We start from the raw sequence: 16,250 nt of genomic DNA, 5'->3' as shown, positions 1-16,250 counted from the left end.
TAGTAATAAATTTTATCAATATTTCTGGTTGGCCAAAATGACTGATCAAACACGTAACTCGGCCCAAGGGCGTTTTTCCGGTCTGGTTGAAAGGGGTATTTCCGCAAGCCTTCGCTCTGAGCGGGCGAGGGCGAAAAAGATGCGACGGGTCGAAAGGAGGAAGCCTCCGGACAGCGGGGCTTCTCAATGCCGTGGAGACCTTTCCGCAAGCGGGGCGGTGGGCGCAAAACCGGTCGATCTGATTGGTCGGCTTTATGAGACTTGCACCGGTCAGCTGGACCGAATTGAAGCAAAACTCGCCGAGATGGGCGACCAGAGTGTTGACATCGCAGAGCTCGACAAGGCCGTGAAAATGCTCGCCGGTCTGGCAAGAACACTGGAGCTGGTATCCGATCTTCGGAAAAGCCACGAGAAGGAGGCATCGGAAGGTGATGACAATGTCGATCCGGACCACCTCCGCAGCGAACTTGCGGGCCGCCTTCATGGATTGTGCTCGGATGGGGAAAATGCAGGACGCGCTGCAAAGTCTCAGTCCGCAGGACATAAGGTTCCTTCTGGCTGACTGGCCCTTGTTTGCCCATGCTCATCAGTTGCCGCCGCCCGGATCGTGGTCCACCTGGTTGATGCTGGGCGGGCGAGGGGCTGGCAAGACAAGGGCGGGAGCGGAATGGATACGCTCCCTTGCGCTGGGCCCTGCTGGCAGAAGCCTCCTTGAAGCTGGCCGGATTGCCCTGATCGGCGAGACCTATGCCGATGTCCGTGAAGTCATGATCGAGGGTGTTTCGGGCATTCTGGCTGTGCACCCAAAGGGCAGAAGACCTGTCTGGAGCCCGTCCCGTCGGCGGTTGGAATGGCAAAATGGAGTGGTTGCGCAGGTGTTTTCCTCCGAAGATCCGGAGGCCTTGCGCGGACCGCAATTCGATCTGGCCTGGTGTGATGAGCTGGCGAAATGGAAACATGCGGAGGAAACCTTCGACATGCTGCAGTTTGGCCTGCGTCTGGGGACAAGGCCGCGCCAGCTGATTACCACAACGCCGCGCCCGGTCCCGATCCTCAAACGGCTCACGGGACAGACCGATACCGCCGTTACCCATGCCGCAACACGGGTCAATGCCTATAATCTGGCACCTACCTTTCTGGAAACCGTGGTCGCAAGATATGCGGGAACCCGCCTTGGTCGGCAGGAACTCGACGGGGAAATGATAGACGACCGGCCAGACGCTCTCTGGTCCAGGGAAGGGTTGGAGGCCTGCCGCGTAGATGGTGCTCCGCCAACGCTTGTGCGCATCGTGGTGGCCATAGACCCTCCCGCCACCTCCGGCAAGCGCTCCGATGCCTGCGGGATTGTCGCTGTTGGTCTGTCGGAGGAGGGGCGCGCCTATGTGCTGGCTGATCGAAGTCGAAGGCAAGCCAAACCCACCGATTGGGCGGCTGCAGCAGTTGGCCTTTGGCACGGATTGAGCGCAGATTGTCTCGTTGCCGAAGTCAATCAGGGCGGCGAGATGGTGGCGGAGGTGATTGCCGGCGTCGACCCTGCAGTTCCTGTTCGGCAAGTGCGGGCGACCCGTGGCAAGTACTCGCGCGCCGAGCCCGTGGCCATGCTTTACGATCAAGGCAAGGTGCACCATGTCGGTCCGTTTCCGGAACTGGAAGATGAAATGGCGGATTTTGGCACCTCCGGTTTGTCGGGAGGCAGATCACCGGATCGGCTGGACGCGCTGGTCTGGGCCATCACCGATTTGATGCTGGGCCCGAAAGCGACACCCAAGGTACGCGGGCTTTAAGACGTACCAGCACGAAAGCAGCTGCCCTTTGGAACTCAGTTCCCCTCCCCCTTGTGGGGAGGGCCAGGGTGGGGGGCTTGCGAGTTCTCAGCTCATGCCAAAGATCGAGGCTTCGGGAACTTCACCCCCACCCCTAACCCCTCCCCACATGGGGGAGGGGAAAAAGGGAGTGCCTCGCCTGAAAGCGATTGGAATAGAAAACGCTTTCCTCATTTTTGAAAAACATTGAAAAAAGCGAGCCATGTCATGCGCTTGAGCGAGAGATTTGAATCAATTTTTCGAAGGGGACCGGAGCAGGGTCGTGAGGAGAAGGCATCCCGAACCGGGGCGCTTCTGGCTGTTCACGGACAATCCCAGCCGGTCTGGAGCACGCGCAACTATGCGGCGCTGGCCCGCGAGGGCTACGCCCGAAACCCGATTGTCTATCGTGCCGTGCGTATGGTGGCGGAGGCGGCGGCAAGTGTGCCGCTGCTGCTGCATGAGGGGGGCGAAGAGCTCGTCACTCACCCGCTGCTGGACCTGCTCGCCCGGCCCAATCGGCAGGAGACCGGGCCGGATTTTCTGGAAAGCGCCTATGGTTATCTGCTGACGGCAGGCAATGCCTATCTGGAGCAGGTCGGTGTTGATGGCATCCCGAGGGAGCTGTACGCGCTGAGGCCCGACCGGATGAAGGTCGTGCCGGGGGCAAATGGCTGGCCTGAGGCATTCGACTACACCGTTGATGGAAAGACCATTCGTTTGCCCGCTGACGGGGAAGGCGAGATTGCAGCTGTTCGCCACATTCGCTTCTTTCATCCGCTGAATGACCACTACGGTTTCGCACCGGTCGAAGCTGCACAAATGAGCCTCGACATCCACAATGCGGCAACCGGCTGGAACAAGGCGTTGCTCGACAATGCAGCACGGCCATCCGGCGCCCTGGTCTATGGGGCAGGGGATGCCCTTAATCTGACCGCCGACCAGTTTGAGCGTTTGAAGGAAGAACTGGAAAGTGGCTATCAGGGTGCCAAGAATGCAGGTCGCCCGTTGCTTCTGGAAGGCGGGCTCGACTGGAAGCCCATGGGGCTGACGCCCAAGGACATGGACTTCATTGAAGCCAAGAATCAGGCCGCGCGCGAGATTGCACTTGCCTTCGGGGTGCCGCCCATGTTGCTCGCCATTCCCGGCGACAACACCTATTCGAATTATCAGGAAGCCAACCGGGCCTTTTGGCGCGGTGCCGTGTTGCCTCTGGTCAAGCGAATGGCGGCCAATCTGGCGGCATGGCTTGGTCCCGCTTATAAGGGCAACCTGCGGCTGGAGCCGGATATCGATGCCATCGAGGCCCTGTCGAGTGAGCGAGAGGCGCTGTGGCGCCGGGTGGGGAGTGCCGACTTCCTGAGCGAGGATGAAAAGCGCATGGCCGTTGGTTACGGCTCCCGCGAGGGAGGACGAGCCCATGCTTGAAGATGTTGCGCGCTCGGTTCTCGACCGGGGTGATCTTGCCCATCTGGCCCTTTTTCTGTGGGCTGCAACCGCATCATTTCTGACCCTGCTCCTGTTGAAGGAACTGGCCATATCCAACCAGCGGTTCTCCGATTTTGTGAACGAGCTTTCCGACTTGAATCAACGCCTTAACCGCTTGCGGAGCGGGGTGAGCGTTTCCGGCGAACCGATTCAATAAACTGACAAATTTACGTAGCGGCAGATTTGCCTATTCCGGGAAGTTTGCCCCGAAGACGGAGTTTTGCTGCCAGATTTCAGGTGTTTTCAATGACCGATCAATGTGTCCAGTCCACCGGCTGGAGCGTGCCGCGTCTGCGCGCCCGCCCAGCCACCCTCCCGCCAGTCTCCATTCCGCCTGTCGCCAATCACCAGGCCGTTTTCAGAACCTTCGCATGCCACCTTGCCCGGATGGCCGAAGAGGAGATCGCAGCCGCAGGCCGCAAAGGCAAAATGGAGCGGAAGCGGTGAGTGATGGAACCCTGATCAGCGGCTATGCGAGCCTCTTTGGAATTGTCGACGGAGCGGGCGACAAGGTGCTGCCGGGGGCGTTTCGCAAGAGCTTGATGACACGCGGGACTAGCCGGATTGCCATGCTCTGGCAGCACGATCAGACCCGGCCAATCGGGCGATGGGAACGGATCGTCGAGGACCGGGTCGGCCTGCGCGTCATCGGTCGGTTGATCGGCGGAACGGCGCTTGGCCGCGAGGCGGCCTGCCTGATGAAAGCCGGTGCGCTCAGCGGTCTGTCCATCGGTTTCCAGGCTCGCAAGGCAACCCGTCCGCGGGACCAGCGCGGTGTCCGGTGCCTGTCCGAAATTGACCTGTGGGAGATTTCCCTCGTGACCTTCCCGCAGGTTGAAGGGGCGAGAGCCCGTCTTCTCTCCTGACCATATTTTCCAGCAAAAGAAGGAATGCTTATGTCCATTTCCGATCATGATTTTTCCGCGCTCCCGACCGACCTTGAAACAAAGGCCGGCTTCCCGGTTGCCGATGTCTCCTTTGACGAGCCATCCCAGATGCCAAGTTCTGGCGACGAGGTCGCGCGCAGTTTCGACGGCTTCTTTCGCGCGTTTGAGGCTTACCGGCAGGTGAATGATGCCCGGCTGGAGGAAATCGAAAAACGCGGCAGCGCCGATGTGCTGACCCTCGAAAAGCTGGATCGCCTCGATGCCACGCTGGACATGACCAAGAAGCGTCTTGATGACCTGAGCTTGAAGGCGCGCCGTCCAGCCCTCGGTCATCGCTCCAGCTCCATGGGCGGCTCCCGTACTCTTGAGCAAAAGGCTGCCTTTGAAAGCTACATGCGCAGTGGCCGCGATCAGCAGATGCGCATGCTGGAACTGAAATCCATGAACTCCGGCACCGGAAGCGACGGCGGCTATCTGGTTCCCGAAGAAACCGAGACGGAGATCCTGCGCCGCCTCTCGCTCGTCTCGCCCATTCGTGCGATTGCCGGAAACCGCCAGGTCTCGTCCGGCAGCTACAAGAAGCCCTTCGCCCAGACAGGTCCGCAAGCCGGGTGGGTGGGCGAAACCAGCCCGCGCCCGCAAACGGCATCGCCTACCCTTGCTGAGCTGACCTTCCCGACCATGGAACTCTACGCCATGCCGGCTGCCACCTCGGCCTTGCTGGATGATGCGGCCATCGATCTGGATGCGTGGATTGCCGAGGAGGTGGAGACAGCCTTTGCCGAGCAGGAGGGCGCAGCGTTCGTTTCCGGCGACGGGGTCAACAAGCCGACCGGGTTCCTGAGTGTTCCACAGGTGGACGAGGCGGCCTGGTCCTGGGGCAGCATCGGAACCTTGTCCACCGGCGTTGCCGGGGACTTTGCAGCCACTGCGCCCGCCGACAGGTTGATCGATCTGATCTACACGCTGAAGAGCGGCTATCGCCAGAACGCCCGTTTCGTGATGAACCGCAGGACACAAGGAGCCTTGCGCAAGCTGAAGGATGCAGACGGCAATTACCTCTGGCAACCGCCAGCGGTTGCAGGCGGCGAAGCGACCTTTATGAACTTCGCCGTGACCGAGGCTGAAGACATGCCGGACATCGGCGCTGATGCCACACCGATTGCCTTTGGCGATTTCCGCCGGGGGTATCTCGTGGTTGACCGGGTGGGTGTCCGTCTGCTGCGCGATCCCTATTCGGCCAAACCTTATGTGCTGTTCTACACCACAAAACGTGTCGGCGGCGGTGTTCAGGACTTCGATGCAATCAAGCTCTTGAAGTTCTCGGTCTGACAATTTTGACGAGCCAGCGTGAAATCGGCCTTGGTTGATATCACAGCGGCTGGTCCCGATAGTCTTTTCATTCAGGTGGCACGTCTGGTCACCTGAATCCTCCCCAACTGACGTCGGCGTTTTCGCAGAGGCCGACGTCTTTTTTTGTGGTGCGGGGTCTTTTCATGACATCGATATTGATTGCGGCGCCAGCGGTCGAACCGTTGACGGTCGCGGACTTGCGTGCGCATTTGCGCCTTGCCAGCGAGACGGAAGATGGTCTGCTGGCCGATTACATCAAGGCAGCGCGGGAGCATGTAGAGCGCCTGACAGGGCGCGCGCTCATCACTCAAGGATGGCGGCTTTATCTCGACGCCTGGCCGGAAGGGCGGGCAGTCCGGCTTCCCGTTGCTCCGGTCCAAAGCATCGACAGCATCACTGTTTATGACGCTACCGGCATTCCGCATGCGCTATCACCTGACAAATGGTCGCTTGGGCGTGACGTCGCTCCGGCGCGAGTGAAGGTCAGCCTTGATACCGGCGTTCCATCCCGCTCGATGATGGGCGCGGAAATCGAGTTTTCCGCCGGATATGGGGCAACTGCCGATGCCGTTCCGGAGGCTTTCAAACAGGCGATCCGGCTTCTGGTTGCCCACTGGTTTGAACATCGCGAAGAGGGTGGGGTGGTGCTGGATAGCATTCCTCACGGTGTCGACCGTCTTGTCGCCCCCTACAAGGTGCCGCGGCTGTGAGTGCCGGGAGCTATCGGGTGCCGGTGACCGTTGAACAACCGGTGTCAACGCAGCTTCCGGGCGGACAGGCCGCACTCATCTACACAAATGCCGGGCCGGATTTCGTGTCCCTGAGGCTTTTGAGCCTGCAGGAGCAGTTTGCCCATGAACGCCTGGATGGCACGGCAACTCATCGTATTCGCATGCGCTATCGCCCGGATCTTGCCGGAGGATGGCGACTTAAAACCAGCGAGCGGAGCTTTCGCCTGCTTGCCGTGGCCGATCCGGATGGCCGCGAACGGGAACTTGAGTGTCTGGCCGAGGAGGAAGGACGATGACCGCATCCATCTCGGCAAGCGTCAGCGCCCAGACGTCTTTGCGCAGTGGCCTCTTTCAGTGTCTGGAAGCCGACGGAACCTTGACGGGGTTGTTGGGGGGAAGTCGGCTGTTCGACGGTGTTCCGCGCGCTCAGGCCATGCCGTTTCTTGTGCTGCAGGATCTGGAAAGCAAGCCTGTGCTGAGTGATCCGGAAGACGGCTTCGTGCACGACCTGACCCTGTCTGTCTACAGCCGCGGCGAAAGCCGGGATGAGGCGGTCGCAATTGCGGAAAGGGCCTGTGAAACGCTCATCCATGGGCCAGTGCAGTTGAGCGGTCACCGACTGGTCAATCTCACCCTTGGCAGCGTTCAGTCCCGCCGGTTTCGCGATGGGCGGGGATTTCAGGCAGCCATCCGCCTGCGGGCGGTCACGGAACCTGTCGCTTGATCTCAATTCAACTCAATCTGGAGGCCTTGCATGGGCGCTCAACGCGGTCGCGACCTGCTCCTGAAGCTGGATGTCGCGCAAAACGGAAGTTTTTCAACGGTTGCGGGGCTTCGGGCCCGGCGGCTTTCCCTCAATGCGACATCTGTGGATGTCACCACGGCAGAAAGCGCGGGACGCTGGCGTGAATTGCTGGAAGGGGCAGGCACTCGCACAGCCAGTCTCTCCGGGGCAGGCCTCTTCAAGGATGCGGCGAGCGATGCCGAAGTGCGCTCCGTCTTTTTCGATGGCGCAATCCGGCCATGGCAGGTGGTAATCCCGGACTTCGGCGTCATCTCGGGCCTGTTTCAGGTCACAGCCCTTGAATATGCCGGCAATCATGACGGTGAAGTCACTTATGAAATCGCTCTGGAATCGGCGGGCGAACTGACCTTCGCCGCAGTTTGAAGCAATCGGGAGGATCGAGGATGCCCAATCGCAGACGTGGGGAAATATCAGCCGTGCTCGACGGCAGGACCTGGACACTGGTTCTGACATTGGGAGCGTTGGCGGAACTGGAAGGCGCCTTTTCCTGTGAGGACCTACCATCGCTTCTGGCGCGGTTCTCGGAAGGAAGGCTGGCAGCGCGTGACATGATCCGCATCATTGGTGCCGGGCTGCGCGGCGCAGGGCACGAGGTGAGCGACGATCAGGTCGCAACCATGCGCACACCTGCAGGAGCCACTGGCTTTGCCGCGATTGCCGCAGACCTGCTGAAAGTGACCTTTGGCGCACCGGATGCCGCCGAGGACAGCACTATGGGGGATACATGCGGAGCCGGGGAGGGCGGTCAGACAGACCAGCCCCCTTTTGCAGCCCTTCACGAACCGCTTTGCCATGGCAGGATCTGATGCATCTCGCCTTTGCCCGCCTGCATTGGAGCCCGGCCGTTTTCTGGTCCGCAACATTGGCCGAGTTGCAAGCGGCGTTCGTTCCTGTTCGCCCTCCCGCATTTGCCCGCCGGCAATTGACCGGGCTGATGGAGCGGTTCCCGGACGCACAGCCTTCGACGGAGAGTGGCAATGATTGAGGACAATGACAGGGGACAGCCGTTGGCCGATCTTGCTGACCTTCAACGGCAGATGGCTGAGCTGAACCTCTCGGCGCGCGATTTCTCCTCCACCTTGTCGAAAGGCATGAAGTCGGCGCTTGTCGACGGGAAGTCGCTGGATTCGGTATTCCGACAAATGGCGCTCAGCCTGTCGTCGAAGGTTCTGGCAAAGTCCCTGGCGCCGCTTGAGGGGCTGGCCGGGTCTCTGGCGGGCAACCTGTTCAGCGGCTTGGGTGGAATTGGGAAGGGGCTGTTCCCCTCAATCCTGAAGTCCATCACCCCGTTTGCAAAGGGAGGCGTGGTGGCAACGCCCACCTATTTTTCCATGCAAGGGGGAACGGGGCTCGCCGGAGAGGCGGGAGCCGAGGCAATCCTGCCGCTATCACGAGGTGCGGATGGACGCCTGGGTGTTCGCACTGGAACCGGCAATGCCGGAAACGCGATCAATGTAACTGTCGTCGCGCGGGATGTGGAGAGCTTCCGAAGATCGGAAGCGCAGGTCTCTGCAATTGTGGCCCGCGCCGTCGGACGGGGACGGCGCGGGCTCTAACACCGGCCTGAAAAGGAGGGGCTCAGGTGCCGGCGTTTTCAGCGGCAGCCAGCATGGCTGCGATCTGGTCTTTCAGGTGAAGGCGCTTCTTCTTGAAATCCTCCAGAACGTCATCGGAGGTCGGCTGAATCTCCGCCTCGATCCGGTGAATTTCGCGATTGACCTCATGATATTCATTGGCAAGGCGCGCGAAGTGATTGTCGGACGTTTTCAGGTTGTGGATCGCCTGAACCTGATCCGGGAATTCTTCGTGCAGCTCGTGGGGTACGTGGCTCATTCAATGCCTCCTTTGTTTGAAGGCAGAATGGCGATGGTCGCAGATAGAAACCTTGAGGCAGATCAATCCGGCCTCACTTCGAGGGTTTGAACCCATGATTTCATTTCTTCAGGACAGTTTTCCGCTCGCCATCGCCTTCGGCGCGACCGGCGGGCCTGAAAGAAAAACGGACATTGTACCGCTTGCGACCGGGTTTGAGGCAAGAAACGCCCGCTGGTCCGACAGCCGCCGCAGATATGACGCCGGCAGTGGCATTCGATCGGTCGACGATTTGCGGCAGGTCGTCTCCCTGTTTGAAAAGGCGAGAGGGCGACTGGTCGGATTCAGGTTTCGCGATCCGCTCGATCATTCCTCTGCCTTGTCCGGAACAACAATTTCGAATGCGGACCAGGTTGTCGGGGTGGGAGACGGGGCTCAGACACGGTTTCGTCTGACGAAGACCTATGGAGGCGGTGGGCAGGCTTATATTCGCGAAATCCGGCTGCCGCAGGCCGACAGCGTGACAGTTGCTGTTGGCGGCGTGCCGCAGCAAACCGGTTCGCACGTCTCCATCGATCCGCAAACGGGTGAGCTCGTCTTTGCCGAAGCGCCGCCTGACGGGGCACAAATCACGGCAGGCTTCCGGTTCGATGTACCGGTTCGCTTTGATACCGATCACTTGGAGATCAGCATCACCCATTTTCGCGCAGGCGATATTCCCTCCATTCCGCTGGTGGAAATTCGGCTGGACTGACCTGCGTTTTCTCCCGATCTCAAGGGGTATGTCTTGAAACAGATACCTTCCACACTTGCGGCGCATCTCGCCAGCGGGGTGACGACGCTTGCCGCCTGCTGGCTGGTCGCCCGAAAGGACGGCCTGACACTTGGCTTCACCGACCACGACCGTCCGCTTGTCCTTGAGGGCACGCCCTGCCATCCGCAAAACGGTCTCAGCGTTTCGGCGCTTGCCGATGGTCCCGGCTTTGCCATTGGCGGCGGCGAGGTGTCAGGTCAATTGTCGGGACCTGCCCTTGAGCCAAAGGATCTCGTATCCGGCCTTTGGGATGGCGCGGAGGTCCGGGTCTACAGGGTCAATTGGCAAAAGCCTGAGGACCACATCCTGCTGCGTCGGGCCTTCATTGGCGAGGTGACACAGGAGGGAAATGCATTCAAGGCGGAGCTGCGCGGCCTGTCGCATCTGCTGGAGTCCAAACACGGGCGGGTCTTTCAGCGGGCCTGCGATGCCGATCTCGGCGATGCCAGATGCAAGGTGGATCTCACCAATCCGGCTTTTCGGGCACTTGCTTCGGTCGAAGCGGGGTCAACGCGGGAGATGGTCCGGGTGAGCGGCCTTGGCGCCTATGCTGCCGGTTGGTTTTCCGGCGGTCGGCTGCGGGTTGTTGACGGTGCCCTTGCCGGGTTTGCCAGCGAGATTTCGCATCACGGCGGATCAGGCGGTCTGGCGGAGCTTCGTCTGTGGCAGGCGCCTGCCGAACAACTCGCGGACGGCACCGGGATTGAAGTGACCGCAGGCTGCGACAAGCGCTTTGGCACCTGCCGCGCAAAATTTGCAAATGCAGTGAACTTTCAGGGCTTCCCGCACATGCCGGGGTCCGATTTCGTCCTGTCCTACCCTTCCAGAAACACCGGAGAAAACGATGGCGGACCTCTTGTGCCCTGACGATGACCTGTGTGCCCGGATCGTCGCCGAGGCAAGGTCCTGGATCGGAACACCCTATCGCCATCAGGCAAGCACGAAGGGGGCAGGCTGCGATTGCCTTGGTCTCGTGCGTGGGGTCTGGCGCGCGATCTACGGCGCTGAACCTGAAACACTGCCGCCTTATAGCGCCGACTGGGCGGAAACGGGCGGCAGGGAGACCCTGCTTGAAGCCGGGCGTCGCTGGCTGATCGAGCGACCAATCGAGAATATGCGTTCGGACGATACCGTCGCGGGCGACATTCTTGTCTTTCGCTGGAAAGACGAAATGCCGGCAAAACATGCGGGCATTGTCAGCGAAAGCGGCCAGATCATCCATTCCTATGACCGCGTTGGTGTCGTCGAGACGCCGCTGGTTCCAGCGTGGAAACGGCGGATCGCAGCACGGTTTGCCTTTCCCGGAGGTGCAACATGGCAACGCTGATACTGGCAGCCGCCGGTCAGGCCCTTGGCGCTGCGTTGGGCGCAGGCGGATTTGGGGCAATCGTCGGCAAGGCCGCAGGTGCGCTGATCGGCGGGGCGCTGGACCAGAACCTTTTCGGTTCCACGCGCACCATCGAAGGGGCGCGGCTGAAGGATCTCGATGTTCAGGCCTCCACCGAAGGCGCCAGTCTGCCCAAGGTCTATGGCCGGGTGCGCCTTGCCGGTCAGATCATCTGGTCGACCCGGTTCGAGGAAGTCGTCAGCGAGGAAAAGCACGGTGGAAAGGGCGGCAGGCCCTCCGTGAAAGTGAAGTCCTACGCCTATTTCGCCAGCTTCGCCGTCGGCATTTGCGAAGGCCCCATTGTGCGCATTGGCCGGGTTTGGGCCGATGGCAAGGAGATTGATCCGTCCGCTTTCACGATGCGGGTGCATCAGGGGGCCGACGACCAGATGCCTGACCCACTGATTGCCGCCGTTCAGGGGGGAGCAACCCCTGCCTATCGGGGCACGGCCTATGTCGTCTTCGAGCGCCTGCCGCTGGAGAATTTCGGCAATCGTCTGCCGCAGCTATCCTTCGAGGTGATCCGGCCTGTCGATCATCTGGAAAAGCTTGTTCAGGCTGTCACCATTATTCCCGGTGCCGGTGAGTTCGTCTATGCGCCGGGCAGGGTGACCAGCCACCCCAAACCGGGTGTAACGGAGAGCATCAATGCCCATGTGCCGGGCAGTGTGTCGGACTGGACCGCGTCCATTGACGAGCTGCAGGCCCTTTGCCCCAATCTGAAGCGTGTTGCGCTGATAGTGGCCTGGTTCGGCGATGACCTGCGTGCTGGCCACTGCACCATCCGCCCCAAGGTCGAGGAAGGCTGGAAACAGACGTCCGGGGCAAGCTGGTCGGTCGCAGGGGTGCAGCGAGAGGACGCCGTTCCTGTTTCCCGCGTCGAGGACAGGCCTGCCTATGGCGGAACCCCGTCCGATGAAACAGTGATTGCCGCCATTCGCGACCTGAAGGCTCGCGGGCTGGAGGTGATGGTTACACCATTTGTCCTGATGGATATTCCGCCAGACAACAGCCTGCCGGATCCTTATGGCGGCACAAAGCAGGCGGCCTTTCCGTGGCGCGGGCGCATTATGCCAGGAGCTGATCCGGTTGCCGAGGCTGCACAGTTTTTCGGGTCGGCCAGTGCGGGGCATTTTCATGTCGCAGGCGACACTGTCTCCTACAGCGGGCCGCAGGAGTGGCAGTTCCGGCGTCATGTTCTCCACTGTGCTGCGCTTGCCAAGGCGGCGGGCGGTGTGGAGGCCTTTCTCATCGGAACCGAGATGCGCGGGTTGACCCGTGCCCATGCCGGAAACGGCCACTATCCGTTTGTCGACCAGTGGGCCGCGCTCGCTGCCGAGGTCCGTGCGCTGTTGGGAAGCGGGGCGCAAACTTCCTATGCCGCTGACTGGTCGGAATACGGCGCGCATCAGGTCGCGGCGGGTGAACTGCGGTTTCCGCTGGACCCGCTTTGGGCGTCGCCTCATATCGACTTTATCGGCATCGACAACTATCTGCCGCTCGCCGATCAGCGCGACGGCGGTGACCCGGATGGCAATCGGAACCCTTATGACGTCAACGCATTGCGTGACCAGATCGAGCAGGGGGAACTTCACGACTGGTACTATGCAAGCGAGGCAGACCGGCTTGCCGGTTTGCGAACGCCGATTTCGGACGGGGCGGCCGGCAAACCATGGGTCTACAAGGCCAAGGATATTCGCTCCTGGTGGGCCAATCCGCATCACGAGCGGGTTGGCGGGAGTGAGCTGCATGTTCCAACGGCGTGGTCGCCGATGTCCAAGCCGATCCGCTTCACCGAGCTTGGCTTTCCGGCCATTGACCGAGGCGCGAACCAGCCGAATGTGTTTGTCGATCCGAAGTCGTCGGAAAATGCCATGCCTCATTTTTCAAGAGGCAACCGGGACGATCTGATCCAGCGCAGGGCACTGGAAGCGCATCTGAGCTACTGGGGGGCGGGGCATCCACTTCATCCGCCCGCAGATCAGCCGGTATCTCCGGTCTATGGCGGGCCGATGATCGACCCCGCCGGGATTTATCTGTGGACTTGGGACGCGCGGCCCTATCCGGCCTTTCCCCGCTTTGGCGATGTCTGGGCGGATGGGGACAACTGGATGCTTGGCCACTGGCTGACAGGGCGGCTCGGGGCATCCGGGCTGACAGCGGTCATCATGGCGATCCTTGAAGATTTCGGTCTGTCCGCATCCGATTTTCAGGTGCACGACATGAGCGGGTCGATTGACGGCATTGCCATTCCGGGGCCCGTTTCCGCCCGTCAGGTGCTCGAACCCCTGCTGTCAGCCTATGGCGGTATCGCTGCCGACTGTGGAACGCATGTTGTTCTGAAAGATCATCAGGGCCCGGTCGTGTGGGCGCTTGAGGCAAAGAACCTTGCAGAACCTGCAGAAGAGGGTGCGCTTTTGTCGCGCAAGCGGGCGCAGGCAAATGAGCTGGCTCACGAGGTTCGTTTCAGCGCCCATGACCCCTTGAGCGATTTCAGAACACGGATTGCAGCGTCTCGGCGACTGGAAGGCGGCAGCCGAACAATTGAAAGCGCCGATCTTGCTGCGGTCCTGCAACCGGCGGATGCCCAGTCTCTCGCCGAACGACGGCTGCACCGCATCTGGCAGGAACGGGAACGGGTACAGTTTGCGCTGGGACCAGCCGAGCAGGCGATTGATGTTGGTGACATGATCGAGCTCGGCTCCACACCGTTCGAAACCTTTTCGCCGCCTCTCCGGTTGCGGGTCGAAAACATTGAGGAAACCGACCGGCGACAGATTGAGGCAACGGTTTTGGGGACGGGTGCCCCATCTGTCATTCGTGCAGAACCGGTGACCGGGGCCCCGTTCAAGTCGACGATCATCGGCCCGCCACATCACCTGATGCTGGATCTACCCGTGCTGACGGAAGATGATGTGCCCCATGCACCGCGCCTTGCCGTCTTCAGCTCACCCTGGCCGGGGTCCTATGTCCTTTATCGCTCCACCAGCGAAACCGGCTTTGAGGCGATATCGACCATCGACAGACCCGCCATCATGGGGCGACTGACCAGTCCGCTGGAAACGGGGCCGCTGTGGCGATGGGATACGTCCAACATCATCGATCTGGAGATGTTTGGCGGCCATCTGGAAAGCAGGACGGAAAACGAAGTCCTGTCCGGTGGCAACGTTTTGGCGGTCGAATGTCGGTCTGGCGGGTTCGAAATCCTCCAGTTCCGCTCTGCTGATCTAGTGTCACCCGGTCGCTATCGCCTGAGCGGGCTCCTGCGCGGGCAAAAGGGGACCGAGATGGAGATGGCAAACGGGGCCGATGCAGGGGCTGCGGTCGTGATGCTGGACGCTGTTTCCGTTCCGCAAGTGCCGCTTGCACAGGACCTTGCCGGACAAGCCTTTTCCTATCTGTTGGTGCCTCAGGGGATGACTATGGACGATCCATCGGTCGTCCGCTTTGACCATGTCTCCAACCGGCGAGGCAGCAAGCCGCTCGCACCGGTTCATCTCACGGCATGCCGGGAAGAAGGTGGTATCTGGATCAGCTGGGTCCGCCGCACGCGCTACGGCGGAGACAGCTGGGAGCAGGCGGAGGTTCCGCTTGCCGAGGAGAGGGAGGCTTATGAGGTCGATATTCTAGGTTCAGAGAGTGCCGTGCTGAGGACCCTCTCCACGGCAACACCGCATGTTCTTTATGAAACCGCAGCAGAGTTGGCAGATTTCGGGGCTCCTGTCTCCGAGCTGAGCCTTTCTGCTGTCCAGCTTTCGGCCACCTATGGCCGGGGCGCAGAAACAAGGGCGACAATCCATGTCTGAAACACCTCGCTTCAATCTTCCTCTGCTCGCTGCGGCACAGGCGCAAAAACACGTCACGCATAATGAGGCATTGGTGCGGATCGATCGGCTGATGCACCTTGATTTGCTCAGCCGGTCAACCATGGCACCGGCAAGCCTGACAGAGGGTGACGCTTACCTCGTACCGGGCGGGGCAGGCGGCCTGTGGTCAGGTGCTGATGGTCAGATCGCGTTCTTCGATGCTGGAGGATGGAGCTTTGTTGCCCCGCGCGCCGGGATGACGGCCTTCATCCAGGATGAAGCGGCGTTTCTGGTTCATGACGGAACCGGCTGGCAGTCTCTTTCAAACAAGCCATCGGCTGAGACCGTTCTGGCAGAAGGCGCGTTGGGAGCCAAAAGTCTTCATAAAGTGGTCGAGGCCGAGCTGACCGATCTCAGTGGGTCGTCCGTCTCCGCACCCGGTCTGATCCCCAATCGGGCCATCGTGTTTTGCGTGTCCACCAGAACGAGCGCTGCCATAACCGGGGCAAGTGCCTATGATTGCGGCGTGCCGGGGGAAACTTCCAAGTTCGGCGGATTTCTGGGCATATCGCAAGGAGCCAGCAATCTGGGTGTCATCGGGCCGACGGCGTTCTATTCACCAACCGATGTTGTCCTGACGGCTCAGACCGGGGCCTTCACGGGAGGTGCCGTGAAGATCGCCGTCCACTGTTTCGTGCCGGCGGCACCAGAGTGACAAGTCCTACTTTGCGTAGGCTTCGCCGTTCCAGCGGTATCGGATTTCGCCAACCCAAATGTCACGCATTCCAAGATGTTTCTGTGGGCCGATTTTGGTGGAAGCAAGGGCAATACCCTTGAGGACCTTGCGGTAGACCCCCTGGTCGATCGCCTCGGGTGCATCCCAATACCAGACATCGAGTTGGCAGGCGGACGCCGTGCAATAATCAGGATGTGTCCATCTGACGAGGATCGCTGCATTCCCCGGCTTGCTGTCGAGATCGCGGATCGCGGTCTCGAAGGGGGGCATTTTCCAATCCAGCTCTTCGCCGGTCTGAGCGGTGAATTCGGCGTGGTAAAGCTCGTCCAGCCAGCTGAGTTCCCATTCGGAACTGGGCGTCCTAAACGTGACTTCCTGATTGTTCTGGGCCCTCAGTTCAGTTGCAATGCCGAGCCCGGCAACAAATACGCCAATACCAAAAAGCTGCCAGAAAATGCGGTAACCGCAACGCAAGGGGGCCCCAAATCTCGCGCTCATGCGATGTCCCCTTGTCCGTCCCGCGGGAGGCTCGCGCCATCCTGCGTAAGGATTGGTTTACCATGATCCACGTTACGAGAACGTAAAGAGCCATCGTCTGGCTCACGCAGCCGATCGCGCTGCGTCCCTAA

Annotated in this window: 20 protein-coding genes and 1 pseudogene; 19 read left to right on the top strand and 2 right to left on the bottom strand. The window is 60.7% G+C overall.

Annotated features, from left to right (window positions below; translation table 11 throughout):
- Positions 1-37 precede the first annotated feature (37 nt).
- The 14 genes and pseudogenes from F0155_RS02855 (at position 38) to F0155_RS02795 (ending at position 8,622) form a co-directional block, all read left to right on the top strand.
- Positions 38-562 carry a hypothetical protein gene (locus F0155_RS02855; protein ID WP_150522962.1) on the top strand — a complete coding sequence of 175 codons (525 nt, stop codon included), beginning with the start codon at positions 38-40 and terminating at the stop codon, positions 560-562.
- Entirely contained in the window at positions 507-1,784 is a 1,278-nt protein-coding gene (locus F0155_RS02850) for a DNA-packaging protein (RefSeq protein ID WP_204934379.1), read from the top strand. The genes F0155_RS02855 and F0155_RS02850 overlap by 56 nt, the downstream gene beginning before the upstream one ends.
- A 246-nt stretch (positions 1,785-2,030) precedes the next feature.
- Positions 2,031-3,230, top strand: a complete 1,200-nt coding sequence (locus tag F0155_RS02845; RefSeq protein ID WP_150523080.1) for a phage portal protein — start codon at positions 2,031-2,033, stop codon at positions 3,228-3,230.
- Positions 3,223-3,447 carry a hypothetical protein gene (locus F0155_RS02840; protein WP_150522960.1) on the top strand — a complete coding sequence of 75 codons (225 nt, stop codon included), beginning with the start codon at positions 3,223-3,225 and terminating at the stop codon, positions 3,445-3,447. The genes F0155_RS02845 and F0155_RS02840 overlap by 8 nt, the downstream gene beginning before the upstream one ends.
- An 89-nt stretch (positions 3,448-3,536) precedes the next feature.
- Positions 3,537-3,737, top strand: coding sequence for a hypothetical protein (locus F0155_RS23575; RefSeq protein WP_192913745.1), 201 nt, complete (start codon positions 3,537-3,539; stop codon positions 3,735-3,737).
- Positions 3,734-4,156 (top strand): HK97 family phage prohead protease, encoded by a 423-nt coding sequence (locus tag F0155_RS02835; protein ID WP_244303451.1) that lies wholly within the window; start codon positions 3,734-3,736, stop codon positions 4,154-4,156. Before F0155_RS23575 ends, F0155_RS02835 begins: the two co-directional genes overlap by 4 nt.
- A 24-nt stretch (positions 4,157-4,180) precedes the next feature.
- Positions 4,181-5,509, top strand: coding sequence for a phage major capsid protein (locus tag F0155_RS02830; protein ID WP_150522958.1), 1,329 nt, complete (start codon positions 4,181-4,183; stop codon positions 5,507-5,509).
- 164 nt (positions 5,510-5,673) lie between these two features.
- On the top strand, positions 5,674-6,240 hold the full coding sequence (locus F0155_RS02825) for a head-tail connector protein (RefSeq protein ID WP_150522957.1): 567 nt from the start codon (positions 5,674-5,676) through the stop codon (positions 6,238-6,240).
- Entirely contained in the window at positions 6,237-6,557 is a 321-nt protein-coding gene (locus tag F0155_RS02820) for a phage head closure protein (protein ID WP_150522956.1), read from the top strand. The genes F0155_RS02825 and F0155_RS02820 overlap by 4 nt, the downstream gene beginning before the upstream one ends.
- Positions 6,554-6,985, top strand: coding sequence for a DUF3168 domain-containing protein (locus F0155_RS02815; RefSeq protein WP_150522955.1), 432 nt, complete (start codon positions 6,554-6,556; stop codon positions 6,983-6,985). The genes F0155_RS02820 and F0155_RS02815 overlap by 4 nt, the downstream gene beginning before the upstream one ends.
- Before the next feature lie 30 nt (positions 6,986-7,015).
- Positions 7,016-7,429: a phage major tail protein, TP901-1 family gene (locus F0155_RS02810; protein WP_150522954.1), complete on the top strand. Its 414-nt coding sequence runs from the start codon at positions 7,016-7,018 to the stop codon at positions 7,427-7,429.
- Positions 7,430-7,449: 20 nt separating this feature from the next.
- Positions 7,450-7,761: pseudogene (locus F0155_RS02805) on the top strand (gene transfer agent family protein); the annotation flags it as partial.
- A 29-nt stretch (positions 7,762-7,790) separates the two neighbouring features.
- Positions 7,791-8,051, top strand: coding sequence for a phage tail assembly chaperone (locus tag F0155_RS02800; RefSeq protein ID WP_150522952.1), 261 nt, complete (start codon positions 7,791-7,793; stop codon positions 8,049-8,051).
- Positions 8,044-8,622, top strand: a complete 579-nt coding sequence (locus F0155_RS02795; RefSeq protein WP_150522951.1) for a phage tail tape measure protein — start codon at positions 8,044-8,046, stop codon at positions 8,620-8,622. The genes F0155_RS02800 and F0155_RS02795 overlap by 8 nt, the downstream gene beginning before the upstream one ends.
- Positions 8,623-8,644: 22 nt before the next feature.
- Here the strand turns inward: F0155_RS02795 and F0155_RS02790 are convergent, their stop codons facing one another.
- Entirely contained in the window at positions 8,645-8,899 is a 255-nt protein-coding gene (locus tag F0155_RS02790; RefSeq protein WP_150522950.1) for an HP1242/YdcH family protein, read from the bottom strand.
- A gap of 94 nt (positions 8,900-8,993) precedes the next feature.
- On the opposite strand from F0155_RS02790, the gene F0155_RS02785 reads away from it, so the two are divergent.
- The 5 genes from F0155_RS02785 to F0155_RS02765 are packed head-to-tail and all read left to right on the top strand — an operon-like array spanning position 8,994 to position 15,600.
- Positions 8,994-9,632 carry a DUF2460 domain-containing protein gene (locus tag F0155_RS02785; RefSeq protein WP_150522949.1) on the top strand — a complete coding sequence of 213 codons (639 nt, stop codon included), beginning with the start codon at positions 8,994-8,996 and terminating at the stop codon, positions 9,630-9,632.
- 33 nt (positions 9,633-9,665) lie between these two features.
- Positions 9,666-10,559, top strand: a complete 894-nt coding sequence (locus F0155_RS02780; RefSeq protein ID WP_150522948.1) for a DUF2163 domain-containing protein — start codon at positions 9,666-9,668, stop codon at positions 10,557-10,559.
- Positions 10,537-11,019: an NlpC/P60 family protein gene (locus F0155_RS02775; protein ID WP_150522947.1), complete on the top strand. Its 483-nt coding sequence runs from the start codon at positions 10,537-10,539 to the stop codon at positions 11,017-11,019. The genes F0155_RS02780 and F0155_RS02775 overlap by 23 nt, the downstream gene beginning before the upstream one ends.
- Positions 11,007-14,885: a baseplate multidomain protein megatron gene (locus tag F0155_RS02770; protein ID WP_150522946.1), complete on the top strand. Its 3,879-nt coding sequence runs from the start codon at positions 11,007-11,009 to the stop codon at positions 14,883-14,885. The genes F0155_RS02775 and F0155_RS02770 overlap by 13 nt, the downstream gene beginning before the upstream one ends.
- Positions 14,878-15,600, top strand: a complete 723-nt coding sequence (locus tag F0155_RS02765) for a DUF2793 domain-containing protein (protein ID WP_150522945.1) — start codon at positions 14,878-14,880, stop codon at positions 15,598-15,600. The genes F0155_RS02770 and F0155_RS02765 overlap by 8 nt, the downstream gene beginning before the upstream one ends.
- Positions 15,601-15,606: 6 nt before the next feature.
- On the opposite strand, the gene F0155_RS02760 is transcribed toward F0155_RS02765, so the two are convergent.
- Positions 15,607-16,119, bottom strand: coding sequence for a hypothetical protein (locus F0155_RS02760; RefSeq protein ID WP_150522944.1), 513 nt, complete (start codon positions 16,117-16,119; stop codon positions 15,607-15,609).
- Between the last annotated feature and the right edge of the window lie 131 nt (positions 16,120-16,250).

Source organism: Roseibium sediminis, assembly GCF_008711325.1.
Classification (GTDB): domain Bacteria; phylum Pseudomonadota; class Alphaproteobacteria; order Rhizobiales; family Stappiaceae; genus Roseibium; species Roseibium sediminis.
Note: the sequence above shows the minus strand (reverse complement) of the source record. Positions and strands in the feature narration are given on the sequence as shown.

Coding starts and splice junctions, on each gene's coding strand:
- F0155_RS02855 (WP_150522962.1), top strand. CDS start 38: ATGACTGATCAAACACGTAACTCGGCCCAAGGGCGTTTTTCCGGTCTG.
- F0155_RS02850 (WP_204934379.1), top strand. CDS start 507: ATGCAGGACGCGCTGCAAAGTCTCAGTCCGCAGGACATAAGGTTCCTT.
- F0155_RS02845 (WP_150523080.1), top strand. CDS start 2,031: ATGCGCTTGAGCGAGAGATTTGAATCAATTTTTCGAAGGGGACCGGAG.
- F0155_RS02840 (WP_150522960.1), top strand. CDS start 3,223: ATGCTTGAAGATGTTGCGCGCTCGGTTCTCGACCGGGGTGATCTTGCC.
- F0155_RS23575 (WP_192913745.1), top strand. CDS start 3,537: ATGACCGATCAATGTGTCCAGTCCACCGGCTGGAGCGTGCCGCGTCTG.
- F0155_RS02830 (WP_150522958.1), top strand. CDS start 4,181: ATGCTTATGTCCATTTCCGATCATGATTTTTCCGCGCTCCCGACCGAC.
- F0155_RS02825 (WP_150522957.1), top strand. CDS start 5,674: ATGACATCGATATTGATTGCGGCGCCAGCGGTCGAACCGTTGACGGTC.
- F0155_RS02815 (WP_150522955.1), top strand. CDS start 6,554: ATGACCGCATCCATCTCGGCAAGCGTCAGCGCCCAGACGTCTTTGCGC.
- F0155_RS02810 (WP_150522954.1), top strand. CDS start 7,016: ATGGGCGCTCAACGCGGTCGCGACCTGCTCCTGAAGCTGGATGTCGCG.
- F0155_RS02800 (WP_150522952.1), top strand. CDS start 7,791: ATGCGGAGCCGGGGAGGGCGGTCAGACAGACCAGCCCCCTTTTGCAGC.
- F0155_RS02795 (WP_150522951.1), top strand. CDS start 8,044: ATGATTGAGGACAATGACAGGGGACAGCCGTTGGCCGATCTTGCTGAC.
- F0155_RS02790 (WP_150522950.1), bottom strand. CDS start 8,899: ATGAGCCACGTACCCCACGAGCTGCACGAAGAATTCCCGGATCAGGTT.
- F0155_RS02785 (WP_150522949.1), top strand. CDS start 8,994: ATGATTTCATTTCTTCAGGACAGTTTTCCGCTCGCCATCGCCTTCGGC.
- F0155_RS02775 (WP_150522947.1), top strand. CDS start 10,537: ATGGCGGACCTCTTGTGCCCTGACGATGACCTGTGTGCCCGGATCGTC.
- F0155_RS02770 (WP_150522946.1), top strand. CDS start 11,007: ATGGCAACGCTGATACTGGCAGCCGCCGGTCAGGCCCTTGGCGCTGCG.
- F0155_RS02765 (WP_150522945.1), top strand. CDS start 14,878: ATGTCTGAAACACCTCGCTTCAATCTTCCTCTGCTCGCTGCGGCACAG.
- F0155_RS02760 (WP_150522944.1), bottom strand. CDS start 16,119: ATGAGCGCGAGATTTGGGGCCCCCTTGCGTTGCGGTTACCGCATTTTC.